The sequence below is a fragment of the Mesosutterella faecium genome (genome assembly GCF_022809315.2).
Taxonomy (GTDB): Bacteria; Pseudomonadota; Gammaproteobacteria; order Burkholderiales; family Burkholderiaceae_F; genus Mesosutterella; species Mesosutterella faecium.
In genome coordinates, this window is record NZ_JAKZJU020000001.1 from 1640652 (window position 1) to 1659278 (window position 18627).

Here is an 18627-nt window from a genome sequence, read left to right on the forward strand (position 1 = left end):
GCTGCCCAGAGCGCCTTCCATCATTGCGGTCTTCCCCTCGGGCTGCAGAAATGAAGCCGACCTCCCGCCGCTGAAAACTCAGAAACACTCAAACGGATCCTGAAATCGCAGAGCCTTTCCCGATACGGCGCAGGCCCACAGTTGAGGCGCGCTCATCGCCCTGCCGCCGGACCGGGCGGCGGCTCCCGCGGCCTTCGGTTCATGAATCGCCGCGGGCAAAGGCCGGTGAACCCGCGGTTTTGCTGCGGCCGCGAAGCAGGCTGACCGGCGCTCCCTTCCGACTGACCAAACTTTCCTCTCACAGCGAAATCCAAAAGGGCTCGCACCGGGAGCGGCTCGCCATTGCGGTCATATAGAGGAGCTTCAGGCTGCAAAGCGGCTCCCCAGGGGATTTGCTTCTCTGCCGGATGACCCGGTGCTTCGGAAGCTCGCTTACGAGTGCACGGATCCCGCGTTCTACGGCTTGAAAAATTCCGACTGGGCCCAAAGGTGCGGGATGCGCGAAAGGTCGCTTTTGAGGCAGGTTCTCCAAGAGACGGGCTGCAGCTTCAAGGTATGGAGGCAGCATATCCGGTTCCTCCCGACGCTTACTTATCTTTCCGAGGGGCGCAGCGGTGAAGAGGTCGCGTCGCTGGGCGGGTACAAAACGACGCCCGCCTTCATTTCCGTCTTTGACCAGATTTTCGGCGAGACGCCGGGCAGATTCCGCGAGTCGCTTGAGTCCCGAAATGATGAGTAAAGCGGACGTGCATAACTCTGCTTGTATTCCGACGGGAAACTGCTGAAGAAGCCCTGAATCCGGGCATTTTCGTGACATTCGAGCCGGAATATCACCGCTCTTTAGTCAACATAAGATTAGTTATGTTGAATTTCGCGGCGGTGGAGCCCTTCTTTTCAGAGGCGCTTTTAAAGTCTTTGAGTGATGATCCTCTCAAGGCCGGAAGTTTTGAAGCGTTTTATTTTGATGCTAAGCCTCATTCATATTTAAACTTACGTTTTAAATTTGCATTAATTCTATCTTTTTTCATTTTCAGCTGTAATTCTTCCGCCTGAAGCTTTCAGTGAGGAGGATGTTTTTATAGAAATTACTCGTGCAAAGCACGAGTAAACTGTCGGCTTTGTGTCCTTTGATTCTTTGTCTTTAAGCCGGGATTTCACTGCATTCTCAAATTCGGCCCCTGGGCACCTCGGATTTTTTTAGTTTGGTCTTGTGTTTTTCAGGCAAAAGTTCTCTTCAGAATAAAATGTAAAAATAAGATAGAATTTTAAAAATGAATAAATGTGGCTGTTCTGTTTTCCCTCATTCTTGCTAAGACTTGGTTTCGCAATTTAAATCAGTGATTCAAAGGAATGAAATTTCAAATGAAAGAATCAGTTTAAATAAACACCATAACATATTATTTATATTAAATATTTATTTAAATAATTTTTCCATGTTCTTTTTTCCCGGCGCTTTTGCCGCAGGCCCTGGCTGACAATTGGTGACAGTTTCAAGTGCGCCCCGCTCTTCCCTTTTCAAGTTTCAACGGCTTACAATCCACTGAATCTTTTGGTTCTGACCGCCTGCGTGCGGCTCTTTAAGGACGAACAATGAAAGTAAAGACTTTTGCCGCTGCGGCTGCCGCTGTTCTGGCCGCGGCTTCTGCTCAGGCTGCTGTCAAGGATTTTTCGGTCAATGGCGTTGCGGTGACGGCCGCTCAGCAGGAAGCCATTCTCCAGCGGCTCGTGCAGCAGGGGGCAAAACGCGATGCGAGGCTCGAGGAAACCGTGAAGCGCGATCTCGTGACGCAGATCGCTCTGCAGCAGGCTGCGATTAAATCCGGCGTGGACAAGGATCAGCAGGTTCAGGCTGCGATCAACAACGCCCGCACCAACATCATTACAGAGGCTTTCATCAACAAGCATCTGCAGGCCAATCCCCCCACTGAGGCCGATGCTCGGAAGCTCTACGACCACGACAAGGCCGCCTACGGCCCGACGGAATACCACCTTCGTCATTTCACGACGCGTACCCAGGCTGAAGCCCAGAAGGCTCTTGACCGCGTCAAGACCGGCGAGGCTTTTGACAAGGTGGCCTCTGAAGTCACCCTGGATCAGGGCTCCAAGGCCCGCGGCGGCGACATCGGCTGGCATTCTCCCGTCACCGTGTTTCCTTCCGTCGGCAGCCAGATTGCCTCGGTCAAGGCCGGCAAGACTGTGAGCGCGCCAATCGCGATTCCCGGCGGCTTTGATGTCTTCCAGGTCCTTGCGACCCGCCCTGCCCAGTTCCCTGAATTCGACAAGGTGAAGAATCAGTACATGCGCACGGCCGCCCGCATGAAGGCCAATGAGTACATTAAGAGCATCGCGGACAAGGCTGTCGTGAAGTAACCGCCTGCTTTTAATAAAGTCAGCGATACGCCGCTGACCCGTGCCGTCCCCGGACAGTGTCAGAACTTCCGGGGACAGTTTTGTTTTTGGGCACAGCCCCGGCGTTTATTTCAGGCTTCAAAGAGTTAGAATCCTCACTCCTTTGAGCTACTTTGATTTGTAAAGGGTCTGTGATGAATTTCAACCTGCTTGTGCCAGCGATCATCGCTGTTGCGGCTGCCTGCGGAACCGCCAGCGCCGCGGTCAAGGATTTCACTGTGAACGGCGTCCGTGTAACGGCAGCCGAACAGGAACAGCTGATTAAAAACGCGGTTGCCCATGGCCAGAAGCGCAGCCCACAGCTTGAGGATGCGGTCAAGCGCAATCTGATCGCCCGCCGGGTTCTCAGCTCCGAAGCCAAAAAGACCGGTGTCGACAAACAGCCCCAGGTCACAGCAGCGCTTGAAAGCGCCCGGGAACAGATTCTGTCTGACGCCTACATCGCGTCCTACCTGAAGAAAAATCCGGTCACCAACGAAGAAATCAAGGCGGCCTACGATCAGCAGAAGTCTCATTACGGCTCGACCGAGTACCGGCTCAACCACATCGCGGTCAAGACCCAGGACGATGCGAACAAGGCGGCCGGGCGCATCAGCAAGGGCGAGGCCTTCTCCAAGGTGGCCCGCTCGGTTTCCCTTGATCCCACCGTCTCGAGAAACGGCGGCGACATGGGATGGATCAATTCAGGCAGCCTTCCGCCCCAGATGGTTGAAAAGCTGAGCCAGATCAAGGGCAGCCAGACCCTGGTCGTCACGGGGCCTGCGGGCTTCGAGGTGATTCAGAACAAGGGCACCCGAAAGGCCAAGCCCTTCCCCAGCCTGGATAAGGCAAAGCCCGAAATCCGCTCTGCGCTGGAAGGCCAGAAGGCCAGCCGCCACATTGCGGACCTCGTGAAGAAAGCCGAAATCAAATAACTCAGATTCCGCGCTTTATCCGAAACCCCGCGTCTTTCTCAGAGGCGGGGTTTTGTTTTATCTCTTTAAAAAGTCACGCGCATCTGGTGCCATTTGAAGCCGCCGTGGGACGACTCCGACAGCCCTTCGTCCTTGAAGCCGAACTTGGCGTAGTAAGGCACTCGGAAGTCGCGGCAGGTGAGGACAACGCCCTTCCGCCCTTCTTTCTTCGCGTCCTCAATGCAGCGGCGGATCAGTGTGCCCGCATAGCCGTGCCTGCGGTATTCCGGACGGGTCGCGACTCCGAAAATCATCTGCCAGGCGCCTTTGGGATTGTGCAGGCCCGCATCGTGATACATCCGGTCCTCAAGGTCCGGGGTGTCCGTGACCATGCCGTCGACGAAACTCACCAGGACGCCCCCTTCAAACAGCAGCCAGAAGTGGTCAGCGTAGTGCCTGAGCCTTTCTTCAAATTCCTGCCTGCTCGCAGCCTCCGAAGGCAGAAAGCAGGCCGATTCCGTATCGGCGATAATGGCAGCGTCCTCAACCGAAGCCTTGCGAATTAACATCAGAATTTCTATCCGCGAATTTCAGAAACGACTGGGGAGAATATCACAGGTGCGCTGAAATCAGCGCGGAGCTGCAGAACATGGATCAGTCATTGATGGCCCGCTACTGGACGGAAGACTCCGACAACTACGAGAAAGTGGTCCGCGCTGAGCTGGAGGGGTGGCAGAGCCTCGCCTGGAAGAGGCTTTTGTCTGAACTTCTGCCGGCGTCCGCCCGCACAGCCCTGGACTTCGGCTGCGGGCCGGGGTTCTTTTCTCTTCTTCTGAGCGAGCTGGGGCTTGAGGTGACCGGGATCGACTGCTCCGCCGGTATGCTTGAAAAAGCCCGGAGGCTCTTCCGGGGACAAAAGCGCCCTGCTGCGTTCATCCAGACAGACATAGAAGCGGCTTCCTTTCCGGACTCGGCTTTTGATGTCATCGTGAGCCGCAATGTGACCTGGACGCTTTCAAGGCCCGAATTGGTTTACAGGAAATGCCTGGAATTTCTGAAGCCCGGCGGCAGGCTTCTGGTCTTCGACGCCAACTGGAATCTCCCGCTCTTCGATCCGACACTCGCCGCATGGTGCAAGGCGAGGGAAGAAGCCTGCGTGCGGCAGTACGGGAGCACCTTTGACGGAGGGCCGCTCACCCTATCGCTCGACCTCAGATCCCTTCCTCTTTCCTCCAAAGTCCGGCCGGCCTGGGATCTGGACACGCTGCCGCGCCTCGGGTTCGCCCGGGTCCGCGCGCTGCCCGGCCTCATCGACCGGCTGTGGTCGGATAAAGAAAAGCTGCTCTACGGCGAAACGCCGCTCTTCGGAGTCATCGCGGAAAAGCCCGCTGATTGAACGCTCCCCTGCGGCTGGAAAAAAGTGGCCGTTTCCAAGCGGCCGCCAGATCCGGCCGCTTACCGGGTCTGGGAGTATCCAACTTTCTCGATGATCACCCCAATGACCGGGTCAATGCGGCCTTCGGCAATGAGCTCCGAGATGACGGTCTTTAAAACTGCGCCTCCCGTCATGCCTTCGGTCGCAGCCAGCTCCGCAACCTCCCGCCGGAGCGCGTCCAGTTTCAAAAGGAGAACCGGGTCGGTGATTTCCGCCGGAGGGTTCGCGCCGGGCTCCGGAGGCACTTCCTCATATTGTCCGGGCTTGTGTGCAGCCGGGGCTGCCGGTGCCGGCGGCGGGCCTTTGACAAAGTTGTGGAAGTCGACGACGCCGCAGAATTCGGGAATGGGCTGCATGTCCATGTCGATCAATTCAGCCAGAGCCGGATTCGGAGCCTGGGAATCCCAGTAAAAAAGACGCATGTCTTCGTATTTTCCGAGAAGCTCTTCGGCAGCAAGCCAGGCGCTGTCCTTTTCACTGTCGGCGTTGACGAGCAGCGCGCAGTCGCCGAGAGCCATGGCGGTCCGCTCGATGTCCTGCTCCGATATGTCCTCATCCGGCGTTTCCGGCGGATAGGGAGAGACGATGGCGAGCCGCCCGGAATCGAGCAGTTTTTTCCAGGACGGGTTCGAGTCGTAGTTGTCGAGAGCCTTCGCCGGCACCTGGCAGGCGAGCCCCCTGTTCTTCAGGGCGCTTCTCATGGCAGCCGCTTCGGCTCCGACTTTTCCGGCCGAGATCACGGTGATGTCCGAGCAGGCCGCGAGCTCCCCGTGCTTCAGCCCCTGCTTCTCTCCGGAAGGATCTCTGGAGGCCTTTCCCGCCACGGCAAACCCGCCGCCCCGGACGATGTCGATGCTGCCGCCTCCCCAGATCGCGGGCGGCGCGTCTTCCCTCAGGTGAGCCTTCAGAAGCCTCGGATAGGCCTTGTCGGAGCGCGTAAGCACCCAGATGCCCTTGCTGCTCCAGACCCGCAGCGCCGCCTCAACCCCGGACGCACGCTTTGAAAGGGCCTTCAGGCGCTCCTCGGAAAACAGATCCGAACAGTCCCTGAAGAGCTGCGCGGCCCGGCGGCCGAGAAAGTCGGCAGGACTTGCCTCCATGACCTGAAGCCGGCCTGCGAGCAGCCCGTACTCTTCCGCCGAAAGCGGCTCCTCCCCCGAGGGGGAGCCCCGGTCATCGGGAAACGCCGCCGTTAACGCAAGAATGGCCTGGGAGTTCGGGGTAAGGCTTCCGTTCAGGGATGACATGGTTTCGGAACAATTGATAGCGGTGAATTTAGGGTTAGTTTAAGGCAAGGCCGAATGATCAGTTCTGCTTCATCCCGCTAGAATTCACACGACCGCGTTTGTTGTTCACTGGAGATTCTTTATGGCGCTCATTATCCGCAATGCTCATGTTTACGCCCCGGCTGATCTCGGAAAGGCCGATGTGCTGATGGCCGGAGGCCGGATCCTCGCCGTTGGCCGGGACCTGTCCGTGTCTCTGCCGAACCTTGAAGAGATCGATGCTTCCGGAAAGATTCTCACGCCCGGCTTCTTCGACCAGCATATCCACGTGAACGGCGGAGGCGGCGAAGGCGGCTTTGTCTCCCGCTGCCCCGAGCTCAACCTCTCGGAGCTGATCGCCGTGGGCACGACCTCGATTGTCGGCGTGTGCGGCACGGACTTCATCTCCCGCTCCATCGAAAATCTGCTCGCCAAGGTTCGCGCGCTCGCCATCGAGGGAGTGAGCGCCTGGATGTACACGAGCAATTACCGCTTCCCCTGCACCTCCATGTCCCAGAGCGTTGCGAAGGACATGTTCCTCGTGCCGGAATGCCTGGGCGTCAAGATCGCACTGGGCGACCACCGCTCCTCCTTCCCGCGGCCCGATGAGGTGCTGCACCTGCTCGCCGACATCCGGCTCACCGGCATGATCACCGGCAAAGGCGGCGTGCTGCACGTCCACATGGGCGACATTCCCGGCATCTTCGAAATGTTCATCAAGTTCCAGGAAGGCGGCTTCCCGATTCAGCACATCCGCCCGACCCACTGCTCGAGAAAGCGCGACATCTATGAGAGCTCGCTTAAGTTCGCGAAAAAAGGCGGCTATGTTGACTACACAGCCGGCTTCTCCTGCAATGGAAGCACGGCCAATGACATCCTCGAGGCCATTGACTCGGGTGTCGACCCCACGCACATCACCATGTCGACCGACGGCCATGGCTCGATGCCGCGCTTCAATGAAAAGGGAGAAATGGTGGGCCTCACCACGGGCGGCGTCGGCGGGCTGCTGGACACCATCCGCGACCTGATCGCCAACCACAGCGTGCCGGTTGAAAAGGCCTTGATTTTCAATACGACCAACGTTGCGAACGCCCTGGGCCTCAAGGATCAGGGACGGATTGAAGAAGGCGCCTGCGCCAATGCCTGCCTCTTCAATGACTCCTGGGAGCTGCAGGAAGTGGTCTCCAAGGGCCGCGTCATGATGCGCAGTGGCAAAGTCGTTGTAAAAGGCACTTTTGAGGAATAAGACATGGCCGAAAAACTTCCCTTCACCGTCAACATTGACAAAGACCTCAAGGAAAAAGCTGAAGCCTTACTGTCTCAATGCGGCCTGACGCTCGACGCCGCAGTGAACTCTTTTCTGGAAAAAATGGTTTCCAAGGGCTCGCTGCCGCTCGACATCGGAGCCCTAGTCTCGGAAGGGGAAGATAAGGCGAAACTGTCCGACTCAGACCCTGAAAACTCTACAACGCTTACCCGTTCCGCCGCCTCCATCCTGTCCTCGCTCCGGAAAAAGGATTAAGTGTCCGGGCGGCCTGGACGCGAAACCCCGCCGCATTCTCCCGAAAGCGGCGGGGCTGTATGCTTTCTGACAGGCTTCTGAAAGATTCTAGCCGTTAGTCGACGGCGACCATCACGGAGGAGGCCTTGATGACGGCGTAAGCGGTCTTGCCTTCCTCCAGGCCAAGGTTCTTGGCGGAAGTCGTGGTGATGGAGGAAACGATTTTCTCACCGGCCTCGGTCTCGAGGGTGACTTCGGTGGAAACCGGGCCTTCCTTCATGGAAATAATCTTGCCCTTGATGCAGTTGCGAGCGGAAAGTTTCATTTTTTTCTCCAAATCAGACATCCCGGACAGGGACTCTTAAAAAAATTGATTGAACAGGACTACTGCATAATGCCTAGAAATCCCGTTGACAAGGCAGTAGTTTATTCAGGGCCCGCAAATTGGCAAAAAGTCCTTTAACTAAGCTAAATATTTGAAAACGTTGTTCCATTTTTGGAATAACGCTCTGCACTGAGAGAGATTTTGAACCCGGTTTTCCCAGAATCAGGCATGAAGCCGGACCGCTCCCCGGGGCGGGATAATCCCCGGGGAACAGCGGGTTATCAGAACTTGTGAATCAGGCCGCCGCCCACGAGCACCGCGTTCGGGGTTTCGCCTGCGGCCTTGTCCTTTTCCTGAACATAGCCGCCCGCCGCGTAAACGCTCGTGCGCTTGCTGAACGGGTAGTCATAGCGGAGCGAAGCATTCCAGCGCTTGTACTTCTGGTTGGAATCGTCCACATCCTTTGCGTCGCGGTATCCCACTTCCGCTCCAAACGCCCCGCCGAAGGCCGGAACCCTCGCGCCGACCGAGGCGCCCCAGCCCTTTATCGCAACGGGCAGGATGTCGAACGTGTCCAGCGCCTGGGTCTGGTTGTCGAAATAGGTGCCCTTGGCATAGATGCGCGCGGACCCAAAGTCGTAGCTGCCGCCGAAAATGACGGACCATCCGTTATCAACGTCATGCGTGGCGGCGTATGAAGCTGAATTGCCGTACATGGTGTAATCGGCAGCGAGCAAAAGATCGAGGCCGCCGTTTTTGTAGCCCAGCGTGACTGCGGCATAGCGGTCAGATTCGCTGCTGCCCTCGCGGCTCGACTTGTTGGTGACGGAATCAGACTTAAAGGAATACATCGCATCCAGGTTAAAGCCTGCAAAAACCGGGCTCGCGTAAGCAATCGCATTGTCATAGCGCGCCCAGGCCGAACCGGTGGAGCCGTGACCGCCTAGGTCAGAAAAGGCCGTCCCGAAGGGCGTGGTCCGGCCGAGCTGGCCCAGCGTCGGATAATCCGACATCACGCCGCCAAGGCGTCCGAAATACACCGTGCCGTAGTTGCTCTTCAGGCTGATCAGGGCTTCACGGCCAAAGAGCCTGCCGCCCTGGGCCGAAACGCCGGTGTCGCTCGAAAAGCCGGACTCGAGCTTGTAGCCCAGCGTCACGCCGCCAAGCTTTTCCTCGCCCCGTACGCCCCAGCGCGCCGCGGTGTTCCAGCCGGATTCCATAGAAATCGTGTCGACCGAGTCCACTCCCTTGCGGTCATAATCCGTGTGCCTGTAGACGAGGCCGTCGTCGAGGCTGCCGTAAAGAGTGATGGTTGGAGCTGCAAAGGCAGAGAACGTCAGCGTGCCAAGAAACGCGGCTGTGACAAGAGTCTTTTTCATTTTCTAGCTGTTCCTTAGAATGTTCGGGGTGGCCTCCAGGTGGTTCTCCTCCTGACGGCAAAGATCCCGGAGCCCATTATGCTACTAATACTAAGGTCTTAGTTTGTCTAATTTTCCCAAAAAGCGCGGCTCAGGATTAACAAAATTAAATTGATTACTTATAATCAAATGGATAGATAAAACAAACTAAACAAGAACATCAAAAATTAAAATTCAGAAACTGTTGCTTTTATGCAACTTTAGTCCTAGAGCTTTAGGCTCAATCTCCGTCGGCCGCGGCGGCAGGCGGGAAAAGACGAAGCAGTCAGGGAGCGCCGCGTCTGTCCGAAAGCGCTGGCCTGAGTAGAATTTCAGTGCAAAAAACGCATTACTGGAGCCTTTATGTCTGTCAAAACCGCTTTTTTAATCGCCGCTGCAGCGCTTCCCCTGACTCTCTCGGGCTGCGGCAGCATGGAGTCTTTGGGTTCCGAGCAGGACATCATCGCCTCGGCGGCGCAGAGCTGCCAGAAGCTTGACGCCAAAAGTCAGATCACAACGCGCTACGACGCCCGCATGCGGGTGATCCGCCAGGGGCTGCCTGAGGTGGTGAACGGGCAGACCCTCAACTACAAGGTCTACCAGACCAAGGACATGAACGCCTTCGCGATGCCCAACGGCTGCGTGAGGGTCTACTCCGCCCTGCTGGACCGGCTCAACAACGATGAGGTGCGGGCGGTTCTGGGGCACGAGATCGGGCACGTCGCGCTCAGACACAGCGTGCAGCAGTACCGGACCAATAATGGAGTCGCCCTGGGCATGTCGGCCGCCAACGCCATCGGCTCGGCCCTGGGGCTGGGCGGCGGCACGGGCAGCGACCTTCTTGAGCGCGTGACCTACTCCGCGATCAGCGCCCAGTACTCCCAGAGGCTTGAGACTGAAGCGGACAACTACAGCGTCGACCTTCTTCTTCACGAGAAGAACGGCAGGCAGAAGGCCCTTGCCATGGCCTCGGCCCTGAGAAAGATCTCGACCGAGGGTCAGGGCTCGACCATGCTTCAAAAGATGTTCGGCGACCATCCGGACACGGCCGACCGCATCAAAAACGTAGAGGACCGCGTGAAGGCTTCAGGCATCAAGTAAGGTCCTGCTGGAGCCTCGCTTCGGAGAGCACCGGCCCCGGCCGCTCCGGCCCGGGGCCGATCGCGCTTCAAACTGCTCCCGCTAGATTTCGCAGAGAATGGCCGCGAGGAGCCGCGCGCGCTCGAGCAGCGAGCTTTCAAGCGCGTACTCCCTCACCGTGTGATTGAACTCCCCCTTCACTCCCAGGGCGCAGACCACTGGAACGCCGGCCTTCACGAGATAGGCGGAGTCCGATCCCCCGCCCACGGCCTTCGCCCGCAGCGCCGGAAATCCGTGGCGCTGCGCGATGGCGTTGATCTTTTCAAAAAGGGCTTCCGACCCGGCCGTCCGCTCCATTGCGGCGAGCCTGCAGGTTTGGGTGAGCGAAGCACGGGTGTCCGGCACCAGGCTGCCGGAGGCGATGCCGCGCAGGGCCCTCTCCACCCTTTCGAATTCAGCCTCGGTCCGATAGCGCACGTCTATGACGCACCAGGCCTTCTCAGCGATCGCGTTGGCGGCGGTTCCTCCGCTGATCACCCCGGGGTTCAGCGTCGTGCCCTTTTCCCAGTCGGTGAGCGCGCTGATTTTAAGAATCTTCGAGGCGAGCTCGACAATGGCGCTCCGCCCGTCCTGCGGGTTGTTGCCCGCGTGGGCTCCGATGCCTTTCACCTCTAGCCGGAAAAAGGCCGCCCCTTTCCTCTCGACCACCACGGAGTTGTCCGGATAGCTGGTCTCCAGGTTGAAGCCGCAGAGCGCTCCCTTCGCCTCACGCACCAGGTCTTCCGCCGCGCCTGAGCTGCCGTGTCCGACCTCTTCATCGCCCGGCAGCAGGACTTTCACGGGCAGGCGGTTCCAGCCCGCCTCGACAAGCGCCTTGAGGGCGTAGAGCATCACCGTGACGCCGCCTTTCATGTCGAGGGCCCCGGGGCCCGTCACCCGCCCGTCCCGGACCGTGAAGGGCCGGGACGCGGCCTCGCCCTCCGGAAATACGGTGTCGAGGTGCCCCAGCAGCGCGACAAAGGGCTTTGACGTATCCCCGCGCTCGGCGACAAGGAAGTTCCCGGCCTTTTCATATTCATAAAAGCGCACTCGAAAGCCCAGCGCCTCGAGAAAGGCCTGCACGCGCCGACCGCAGGCATCCACGCCGGCTTTGTTTCGGGACCCGCAGTCACGGTTCACCAGATCCTGCCAGGCGTCCATCATCGGCTGCCTTTCAGCGGCAAGCGCCGCGGACACCTGCCGCAGATTCACCGGCGGCGTCATGGCACCTTCCTCTCCCGCTTTCATGAGGCGCTCTCCCTGACGCTTTCCCGGGTAAACTCCCAGGTCCGCACGGTGTGGCGTTCGATGACGTCCCAGGCGGGCTCGAAACCCGTGCCCGGGCGCTGCGGGACCTGAATCTTCGCATTCCGGTCGATGAAGGTGGAAGGCGTGACGATGTCCTCGGCGTAATAGCGGTCGGAAGACGGGATGTCGTTCGGATAGATGTAGTTCGGGAGCGTCGCCGCGGCAATGTTGTGCCCGCGGGCGACACCGGCGTCGACCATGCCTCCGCACCAGCACCCCACCCCGTGCTCCGCCGAGAGCGCCTGCAGGCGGCGGGCCTCGGTGAGCCCCCCGACCCGGGCGACCTTGATGTTGATGATCCGGCAGCTGCCGAGTTCGATCGCCCTTCTTGCCGTCTCCGTCGAATCGACGCTTTCGTCCAGGCAGACCGGAGTCCTGATCGCGGACTGCAGCTTCGCGTGATCCACAATGTCGTCGCTGGCGAGAGGCTGCTCGATCATGAGAAGCCCGAGCTCGTCCATTCTGCGGAAAAGATCCAGATCCTTCAGCGTGTAGGCGGAATTGGCGTCCGCCATAAGGACGATGTCCCCGAACTCGCGCCGCACGGCCTCGAGATAGGCGATGTCAAAGCCGGGCTTGATCTTGCACTTGACGCGCCTGTAGCCCTCGGCCCGGTACTTTTCGATTTTGCGGAGCAGCTGCGCGGGCGTAGGCTCAATGCCCAGCGACACCCCCGACTCGATTTCACTGCGGACGCCTCCGAGCGCTTTCCATTCCGGGATCCCCTTTTCGCGGCTCCAGAGGTCCCAGAGCGCGCAGTCGACCGCGGAGCGCGCCATGCGGTTGCGGCGGATCCAGGACGTCTCGTCGTAAAACGCCTCCGGGCTTTCCACCTCTTCGGCTCGCAGGAGCGCCGTCAGCAGGAACTCGCCGATCACGTACCGGGCCCCCACCGTGGTCTCCTCGTTGTACCAGGGGCGCATGAAAGCCGAGCATTCGCCCCAGCCCGTCCGGCCCTCATTGTCCGTGAGCTCCACGAGCAGGAAGTCCTTCACCACGCTGTTGCCGAAGCTCGTCCGAAAGCCTGTCTTGAATACGAGCTTCATCTGCCGAATGACCGCTTTATCGATTCTCATGCCGCCTCTTGCGAATAATTTTTTTCTGCACACAAATGGACAAGAATGGCGGACCGGGCGGGAGTCTTCGCCCGCCCGGAGCCGCCATCCCGGGATTTCAGTGTAGCCGCAGAACTCCAGTTACCAGGAAGGCACCAGCGCCCCCTTGAAGGTTTCCTCGATGTACTTCTTCACTTCCGGGGACCGGTAGGCCTCGACCGCCTTCTGATAGGCCGGCGTGTTCTCCGTGCCCTTCCTCGCCGCGATCACGTTGACGTACGGGCTGGTCTCCGTGGATTCCGCGAAAATCGAGTCCTTCTTGCTGTTCAGGCCGGCGGAAATGGCGTAGCCCGCGTTGATCACGGCCACATCCGAGTCGTCGAGGGAGCGCGGCAGCTGCGGGGCCTCAAGCTCCACGATCTTGATTTTCTTCGGGTTGGCCACGACGTCCTTCGGCGTGAGCTTAGAGGCCGGGACGCCTTCCTTCACCTTGATCCACCCGAGCCTCGAGAGCTCCACGAGGGCGCGACCGCCGTTCGTGGGATCGTTCGGGATCGTCACGGTGGCGCCGTCGGGCACGTCCTTCACGTTCTTGTACCGCTTCGAATACCCGGCGATCGGCGCGAGATAAGTCTTCGCGATCGGCACGAGGTCCGTCTTGTTCTTCGCATTGAAGTTGTCAAGATACGGCTGGTGCTGGAAGGCGTTGAGGTCAATGTCGCCCTGAGCGAGCGCCGTGTCGACAGCCACGTAGTCGCCGAAAGTCTTCACGGTGATCTTGAGTCCGTTCTTTTCAGCCACCTTGGCCACCTGCTCGGCGATCTGCTCGGAAGAGCCGGCGGTGACGCCCAGGATGATCTCCTTCTTGTCGGCGGCGGCCGCAGCGGAGGATGCTGCGCCCTGCTTTTTGCCGCAGGCGGCGAGAAGGACGGAGGCTGCGGCCGCTGCCGCGGCTCCCGAGTTTATCAGCTTAAAAATGAATAAACCCTTGTATTGCAAGGGCTTATTCATTAATTATTTTTCATCTCTGGTAGTACAACTTTTCGGTCGGGCAATGTCTTTGAGCCGCAGCTTCTTGCATAGTGACTGTGCCGTCTCATAGTGGCAGGGCGGCTCCAGGCTGAATGCCCTGAGGATCGAGTCAAAGCGGCCCTCCTTTGGATAAAGCCTCAGGTACAGGGGCATTTGGGGATTGCCGTCATCGAGGGCAACTTCGGCACCGCGCAGCGCCGCGTTGATTTCGTCACAGGTGATGTCCCTGATCTTCTGTTTGAGGACATGCTGCATGTACTTTTCGATCACGAGGCTGATGAAGCAACTCGCAAAATGTCCTCTGACATGACTGTCTGTCCAGACAAAGCAGGGGCGGGCTTCGAGCGTGGTCTTGCTTACCCAGAAGCAATCCTCGATGCGCCAGAGATTGCGGTAAATCTTCATGATGTCCTGAGAGGACTTCGTCTTCAGATTCGTGCAGACGGCGTAATAGCCGGCCCACCGCCTCGCCTCTTCGATTTTCTTCATATCCAGTGACGGCTCGCCTTCGCCTTTCGGCACCTTGATCAAAGACCTGTATCCGCGGCTGGAGGTCAGCGATCCCCTGCTGCGCAGGGCTTTTTTCGCCTTCTCAACGGCACGGTCGATGTCGCTATTGTCCTTGTTGGCCCGGGACTGCGAATGCGAGACGATCCAGCGGACATCCAGAGAATCCACTTTCTTCGACGACTGATACTTGCGCCCTGTGGTTTTGCTGATTTTGGTTACGAAAACCGTCTTTGACAGATCCATTGTCTTGTAGCGGCAGACAATCTCGTCGCCGTCCATGACGGTCTCATCCCAATTTCCGTCGTCAAGGATCTGTTTGCGCAGCTCCTTCGTGCTGTTCTTAACCTTCTGCGCGAGGACAAAGTCGCAGCCGATGTCCTTGAGCCCGAGCAGGTTCTCGTTTGAATTGAGCCCCCTGTCGGCAACGACAATGAGCGTCTGCAGGTCATAAGCCGTTTTGATCCGCCTGATCATGGGGAGCATCGTGCCGAACTCTGAGGTGCTGCCGGGGAAAAGCTCGTAATCAATGGGGATGCCGAACGCATCCATCACGAGTCCGAGAACTACCTGGACCTCGTTGACCTTGTGGTCCTTGCTCAGCCCGAACTGGCGCAGCTCGCCTTCTTTCCGGCTCTCAAAGGCATATGTCGTCACGTCATAAAAGGCGGCTGAGACCGTGCGGTTCAGCCTGCTGCTGATCTCGCGGTTAAGGTGTTTGACAATCGCTTCCTTGTCCTCCGCAAGCCGGTCGAGCACCCGGTACACGACATTGTTGTCTGCGATGCCGTCGAACGGCACGATGCTTGAGCCGCGCTCCTCGAAGGCTTTTTTCTTGCTGCCCGGACTGACGATCCTTTGCGAGCACAGCAGGAACGCTGCCTTGTCGTACGAATACTCGATTTTGCGCTTGCTCTGCAGATAGCGGAACACCTGCGGCAGATTCAGATCGTCCTTCCATACCTGCCGAATGACGGCAGCGCCGAGCTTCAGCCTTGCGGCGCACGAATAGTCAGCGCCTTTTTGGGACTGCTCGAGCTTGCGGATTCTTGTCTGGGCCGAGTTGTCTAGCTCCTCCAGCCTGGCCTTCCTGACCGCCTCGTTCTCGGCTGCCACGCGGGCACGCAGGTTCTTGAGATAGTCGGGATCTTCTTGCTCAAGGACGTCGAGGTTGCCGTGATTCTCCAAGAGCCGCGACCGGGGCTTGCCGTCCGCATTGCGGTAGCTCTCGACAACGCGGACGTACTTGCGCCCCTGGGTCGTGACGATGGCAACGTGTTTGGACATGGAGAGCTCCCGGTAACTGACTCTGGATACCAGCATTATACCACCAATGGACTACATTGTAACTACGTAGAGTGTAAAATTTTTGCCCCGCCGACCCAATGCCGACGGGGCTTTACTCAATTTTTAGCTGAAAAAGACGGGAAGGACGGAGGCTGCGGCCGCTGCCGCGGCTCCGATGAAGATACGGCGCTGCATGTTTTATTTCTCCCTGAGAATTCAACTGGCTCGGGTAAAGGCCCGAGTCTTTTCCTTTTAAAATAAGAGCAATTTTTCTGCCGGAACCCGCCCTGCCCGCCTTTTCTCCGGACCCTTGAAAAAGATCCGATCAGGCGACCGGGCCCCGCGGCTGGAGAAATTATGCCCCGAAAGGCGGCAGGGCGCCGGAAAAGCCCCCGCCGGTATTACAACATGGGTCAAGGCCAAGGAATTTAAGGATCGAGCGATGAACCGGATTGAAGCATTTACGCTCACGGACTGGATTCCCACGAACTGTTATTTTCTGGGAAACGAAAAGGGCGAGGGACTCCTCATCGATCCGGGCGCCGAACCCGGCCGGCTGCTAGCGGAGCTTGAAAAACAAGGCCTGCGTCCTCTTGCGATTGCCATCACCCACGGGCATTTCGACCATATCGGAGCGGTGCCCGAACTGCTGGAAGCGCTTCAGGTCCCGGTTTTCATCAGAGACGAAGGACGCCGCTACCTTGAAAACCCGCTCTGGAACCTCTCGGCCGCGGCCGGCTCTCCGATGACCCTTAAAAGCCCCCTGATCCGCTATTTTGAGGCCGGGGCCGAAATCGTCCCGCCGGGAGCTCCGGATCTCACCCTCGAGACGATCCCCGCCCCGGGGCACACCGCTGACGGAACGGTCTTCTATTCCAAAAACGACGGCGCGGCCTTCGTCGGAGACACCATTTTCCGCGGGTCGGTCGGACGGACCGACCTGCCTGGAGGAAGCTCTGCGGCCCTTTTGGAAACGCTGCGGCAGCTGCTCCGGAAGCTGCCTCAGGACACCCGTCTTTTCTGCGGTCACGGAGAGCCGACGACGCTTTCGCGCGAACTGCCGGGACTCTCCGCCATGATTGAGTCTTAAAATGCCCTCTTTGCTTAACCCCTGAAGTCCGCCGCTGTCCTATGCTCCTCACCTTCGCCCCCATGGAGGGCCTCACAGGCGTTGTTTTCAGACGATGCCACCACCGCTTTTTCGGAGGGCCGGATCTCTATTACATGCCCTTCGTGACGCCGACGCGCGAGCCAAGGTTTACCGAACGACAGCTGCGCGACATCGCGCCCGAGAGCAACGAGGGCGTCCCAGTGGTGCCGCAGCTGCTCACTCAGAGCCCTGAAAACTTCCGCTGGGCCGCCCTCAGTCTCGCCTCCATGGGCTACCGCGAGGTGAACCTGAACCTCGGCTGCCCCATGGGCACGGTCACCGCCAAGGGCAAGGGCAGCGGGATGCTGCGCGACCCCTTCGCGCTTGAATCCTTCTTTGAAAAGGTCTTCAGCGCCCCCCTGCCGGTCGCGGTGTCGGTGAAGACGCGGCTTGGCTGGAGGAACGAGGACGAATTCGAGGACCTGCTGCGCGTCTACAACCGCTTTCCCATCTCGGAAGTCATCGTGCACGCGAGAGTCCGCGAGGATTTCTACAAGGGAGACGCGAGGCGCGGGGCCTTCGCCCGGTTTCTCCCCGGGTTCGCTCACCGTGCCGGCTACAACGGGGACATCGTGACGACCCGGGAGCTCGGGGAGCTCCGCGACGCCTTTCCGAACCTTCGCAGCGTCATGGTCGGACGCGCCGCGGTGGCCAATCCCGCCTTCTTCCGCATGGCCCGCGGCGGCCCCGCCTGTACGAGAAAAGAGCTTTTCGCCTTCCACCGCGCCTTGTTCGAGGAACTCTCCGAAGCCTTCGGCAGCGTCGGCAACACGGTGGGCCACATGAAGCAGTACTGGTTCTATATGAGAACTCTTTTCGAGGGCGGGGACCGGATCTTTAAAAAGCTGCTCAAGACGCGAAGGGCCGCGGACTACATGGCGGTGGTCTCGGAGATCGAGGAGACGCTCCCCCTGCAGCCCGAGGCGAAGCCCCTGTGGTGGAAGCCCTCGGGCGATCCCCGCTGCGAGCCCTGAAAGGGAAAGCCGCGGGGCGGCTCTTGTCAGGGTAATCCACACGCCTGCGCGGGAAAGGGCCAGCGGCTTAGCGTTTAGACTAAGGGACGCCGGACCCGCTCCCGAAGTCAAACAGCTTCCCGCAGGGAGTCCTGTTTCAAACTCTCTCTTCGGAAAGCGAGGTGAACATGCTGGAATTCATCAGTCTTTTTGTCGTAGGCATCGGCGTAGGCTGCTTTGGCGCGCTGGTCGGGCTGGGCGGCGGCCTCATCATGGTGCCTCTTTTCATGCTCACCATGATGCCTCCTCACGGCTCGACCTTCCAGACCGTGCAGCAGGTGATCGGCACGAGCCTCTTTGGCGTCCTCCTGAATTCCATGTCGGGCGCCTGGGCCTACTGGCGCTCGAAGCTCATCATGTTCCGGGCGGCCATCCCCTTCGCCCTGGCGACCATTCCGGGCGCGTTCCTCGGCGGATTCCTCTCCGAGTACTTCTCCGGCCCCGGCTTTTCAATCACCTTCGGCCTCACGCTGATGGCGCTTGCCTGCTTCATGTACTGGAAGAGCCGCGCCAAGAGGCCGACCACGCCCCTGGAGGAATTCGATCCCGCCACCGCGAAGTTCAACCTCTGGCTGGGCGTCTTCCTCTCCTTCTTCGTGGGCTTCATCTCCTCGATTCTCGGCATCGGGGGCGGCATCATCCATGTGCCGATGATGATGTTCGTGCTGGGGTTCCCCGCCATCGTGGCCACGGCCACCTCGACCTTCGTGCTCATGGTGAGCGCCTTCATCGGCGTGATCAGCCACGCAAGCCTCGGGCACATTCTCTGGGTTCCGGCAATCGCCGTCGGCTTCGGCGCGATCGTGGGAGCCCAGCTCGGCGTGAAGATCGCGAAAAAGAGCAAGCCCAAGTTCATCCTGAAGCTGCTGTGCATCGCGATGATTCTGGTGGGCTGCCAGCTGGTTTACCGCGGCGTGGCCTGAGGCGGGGC

Annotated in this window: 18 protein-coding genes; 10 read left to right on the forward strand and 8 right to left on the reverse strand. The window is 59.1% G+C overall.

Annotated elements, in window-relative coordinates; all coding sequences use genetic code 11:
- Window positions 1-415 precede the first annotated feature (415 nt).
- The 3 genes from MUN46_RS07560 to MUN46_RS07570 all read left to right on the forward strand — a co-directional run bounded on the left by MUN46_RS07560 (window position 416) and on the right by MUN46_RS07570 (window position 3323).
- Window positions 416-739 carry a helix-turn-helix domain-containing protein gene (locus MUN46_RS07560; RefSeq protein WP_243377610.1) on the forward strand — a complete coding sequence of 108 codons (324 nt, stop codon included), beginning with the start codon at window positions 416-418 and terminating at the stop codon, window positions 737-739.
- A gap of 851 nt (window positions 740-1590) precedes the next feature.
- The gene (locus MUN46_RS07565; RefSeq protein ID WP_243377612.1) at window positions 1591-2370 is read left to right on the forward strand and encodes a peptidyl-prolyl cis-trans isomerase; all 780 of its coding nucleotides are present in this window, start codon (window positions 1591-1593) and stop codon (window positions 2368-2370) included.
- Window positions 2371-2543: 173 nt separating this feature from the next.
- Entirely contained in the window at window positions 2544-3323 is a 780-nt protein-coding gene (locus tag MUN46_RS07570; RefSeq protein ID WP_243377613.1) for a peptidylprolyl isomerase, read from the forward strand.
- A 65-nt stretch (window positions 3324-3388) separates the two neighbouring features.
- Here the strand turns inward: MUN46_RS07570 and MUN46_RS07575 are convergent, their stop codons facing one another.
- Entirely contained in the window at window positions 3389-3871 is a 483-nt protein-coding gene (locus MUN46_RS07575; RefSeq protein ID WP_243377615.1) for a GNAT family N-acetyltransferase, read from the reverse strand.
- A gap of 80 nt (window positions 3872-3951) precedes the next feature.
- On the opposite strand from MUN46_RS07575, the gene MUN46_RS07580 reads away from it, so the two are divergent.
- Window positions 3952-4698: a class I SAM-dependent methyltransferase gene (locus MUN46_RS07580; RefSeq protein WP_243377616.1), complete on the forward strand. Its 747-nt coding sequence runs from the start codon at window positions 3952-3954 to the stop codon at window positions 4696-4698.
- A gap of 59 nt (window positions 4699-4757) precedes the next feature.
- Here MUN46_RS07580 and MUN46_RS07585 read toward each other — a convergent pair whose 3' ends face one another.
- Complete coding sequence (locus MUN46_RS07585) at window positions 4758-5984, reverse strand: DNA-processing protein DprA (protein ID WP_243377617.1); 1227 nt, start codon at window positions 5982-5984, stop codon at window positions 4758-4760.
- Window positions 5985-6105: 121 nt separating this feature from the next.
- Here MUN46_RS07585 and iadA point away from each other — a divergent pair, with 121 nt between their 5' ends.
- Both iadA and MUN46_RS07595 read left to right on the forward strand, forming a co-directional pair.
- Entirely contained in the window at window positions 6106-7248 is a 1143-nt protein-coding gene (iadA, locus tag MUN46_RS07590; RefSeq protein ID WP_243377619.1) for a beta-aspartyl-peptidase, read from the forward strand.
- 3 nt (window positions 7249-7251) lie between these two features.
- Window positions 7252-7524 (forward strand): type II toxin-antitoxin system RelB/DinJ family antitoxin, encoded by a 273-nt coding sequence (locus MUN46_RS07595; protein WP_243377621.1) that lies wholly within the window; start codon window positions 7252-7254, stop codon window positions 7522-7524.
- 94 nt (window positions 7525-7618) lie between these two features.
- Here MUN46_RS07595 and MUN46_RS07600 read toward each other — a convergent pair whose 3' ends face one another.
- Together MUN46_RS07600 and MUN46_RS07605 are read right to left on the reverse strand one after the other, a co-directional pair.
- The gene (locus MUN46_RS07600; protein ID WP_243377623.1) at window positions 7619-7828 is read right to left on the reverse strand and encodes a TOBE domain-containing protein; all 210 of its coding nucleotides are present in this window, start codon (window positions 7826-7828) and stop codon (window positions 7619-7621) included.
- 281 nt (window positions 7829-8109) lie between these two features.
- On the reverse strand, window positions 8110-9207 hold the full coding sequence (locus MUN46_RS07605; RefSeq protein WP_243377625.1) for a porin: 1098 nt from the start codon (window positions 9205-9207) through the stop codon (window positions 8110-8112).
- A 381-nt stretch (window positions 9208-9588) separates the two neighbouring features.
- Here MUN46_RS07605 and MUN46_RS07610 point away from each other — a divergent pair, with 381 nt between their 5' ends.
- Window positions 9589-10326, forward strand: a complete 738-nt coding sequence (locus MUN46_RS07610) for a M48 family metalloprotease (RefSeq protein ID WP_243377627.1) — start codon at window positions 9589-9591, stop codon at window positions 10324-10326.
- Between the two features lie 81 nt (window positions 10327-10407).
- Here MUN46_RS07610 and MUN46_RS07615 read toward each other — a convergent pair whose 3' ends face one another.
- The 4 genes from MUN46_RS07615 to MUN46_RS07630 all read right to left on the reverse strand — a co-directional run bounded on the left by MUN46_RS07615 (window position 10408) and on the right by MUN46_RS07630 (window position 15533).
- On the reverse strand, window positions 10408-11592 hold the full coding sequence (locus tag MUN46_RS07615) for a M20 family metallopeptidase (protein WP_243377629.1): 1185 nt from the start codon (window positions 11590-11592) through the stop codon (window positions 10408-10410).
- Window positions 11589-12728 carry an o-succinylbenzoate synthase gene (menC, locus tag MUN46_RS07620; protein ID WP_243377631.1) on the reverse strand — a complete coding sequence of 380 codons (1140 nt, stop codon included), beginning with the start codon at window positions 12726-12728 and terminating at the stop codon, window positions 11589-11591. The genes MUN46_RS07615 and menC overlap by 4 nt, the downstream gene beginning before the upstream one ends.
- Window positions 12729-12848: 120 nt before the next feature.
- Window positions 12849-13718, reverse strand: coding sequence for a MetQ/NlpA family ABC transporter substrate-binding protein (locus tag MUN46_RS07625; protein ID WP_243377633.1), 870 nt, complete (start codon window positions 13716-13718; stop codon window positions 12849-12851).
- Window positions 13719-13721: 3 nt separating this feature from the next.
- Window positions 13722-15533, reverse strand: a complete 1812-nt coding sequence (locus tag MUN46_RS07630; protein ID WP_285230527.1) for an IS1634 family transposase — start codon at window positions 15531-15533, stop codon at window positions 13722-13724.
- A gap of 442 nt (window positions 15534-15975) precedes the next feature.
- Between MUN46_RS07630 and MUN46_RS07635 the strand changes: the two genes are divergently transcribed.
- From MUN46_RS07635 to MUN46_RS07645, 3 genes are all read left to right on the forward strand, one after another.
- The gene (locus MUN46_RS07635; RefSeq protein WP_243376638.1) at window positions 15976-16623 is read left to right on the forward strand and encodes an MBL fold metallo-hydrolase; all 648 of its coding nucleotides are present in this window, start codon (window positions 15976-15978) and stop codon (window positions 16621-16623) included.
- A 41-nt stretch (window positions 16624-16664) separates the two neighbouring features.
- Window positions 16665-17657 carry a tRNA dihydrouridine synthase gene (locus MUN46_RS07640; RefSeq protein WP_243376637.1) on the forward strand — a complete coding sequence of 331 codons (993 nt, stop codon included), beginning with the start codon at window positions 16665-16667 and terminating at the stop codon, window positions 17655-17657.
- Between the two features lie 167 nt (window positions 17658-17824).
- The gene (locus MUN46_RS07645; RefSeq protein WP_243376636.1) at window positions 17825-18619 is read left to right on the forward strand and encodes a sulfite exporter TauE/SafE family protein; all 795 of its coding nucleotides are present in this window, start codon (window positions 17825-17827) and stop codon (window positions 18617-18619) included.
- Window positions 18620-18627: the final 8 nt, after the last annotated feature.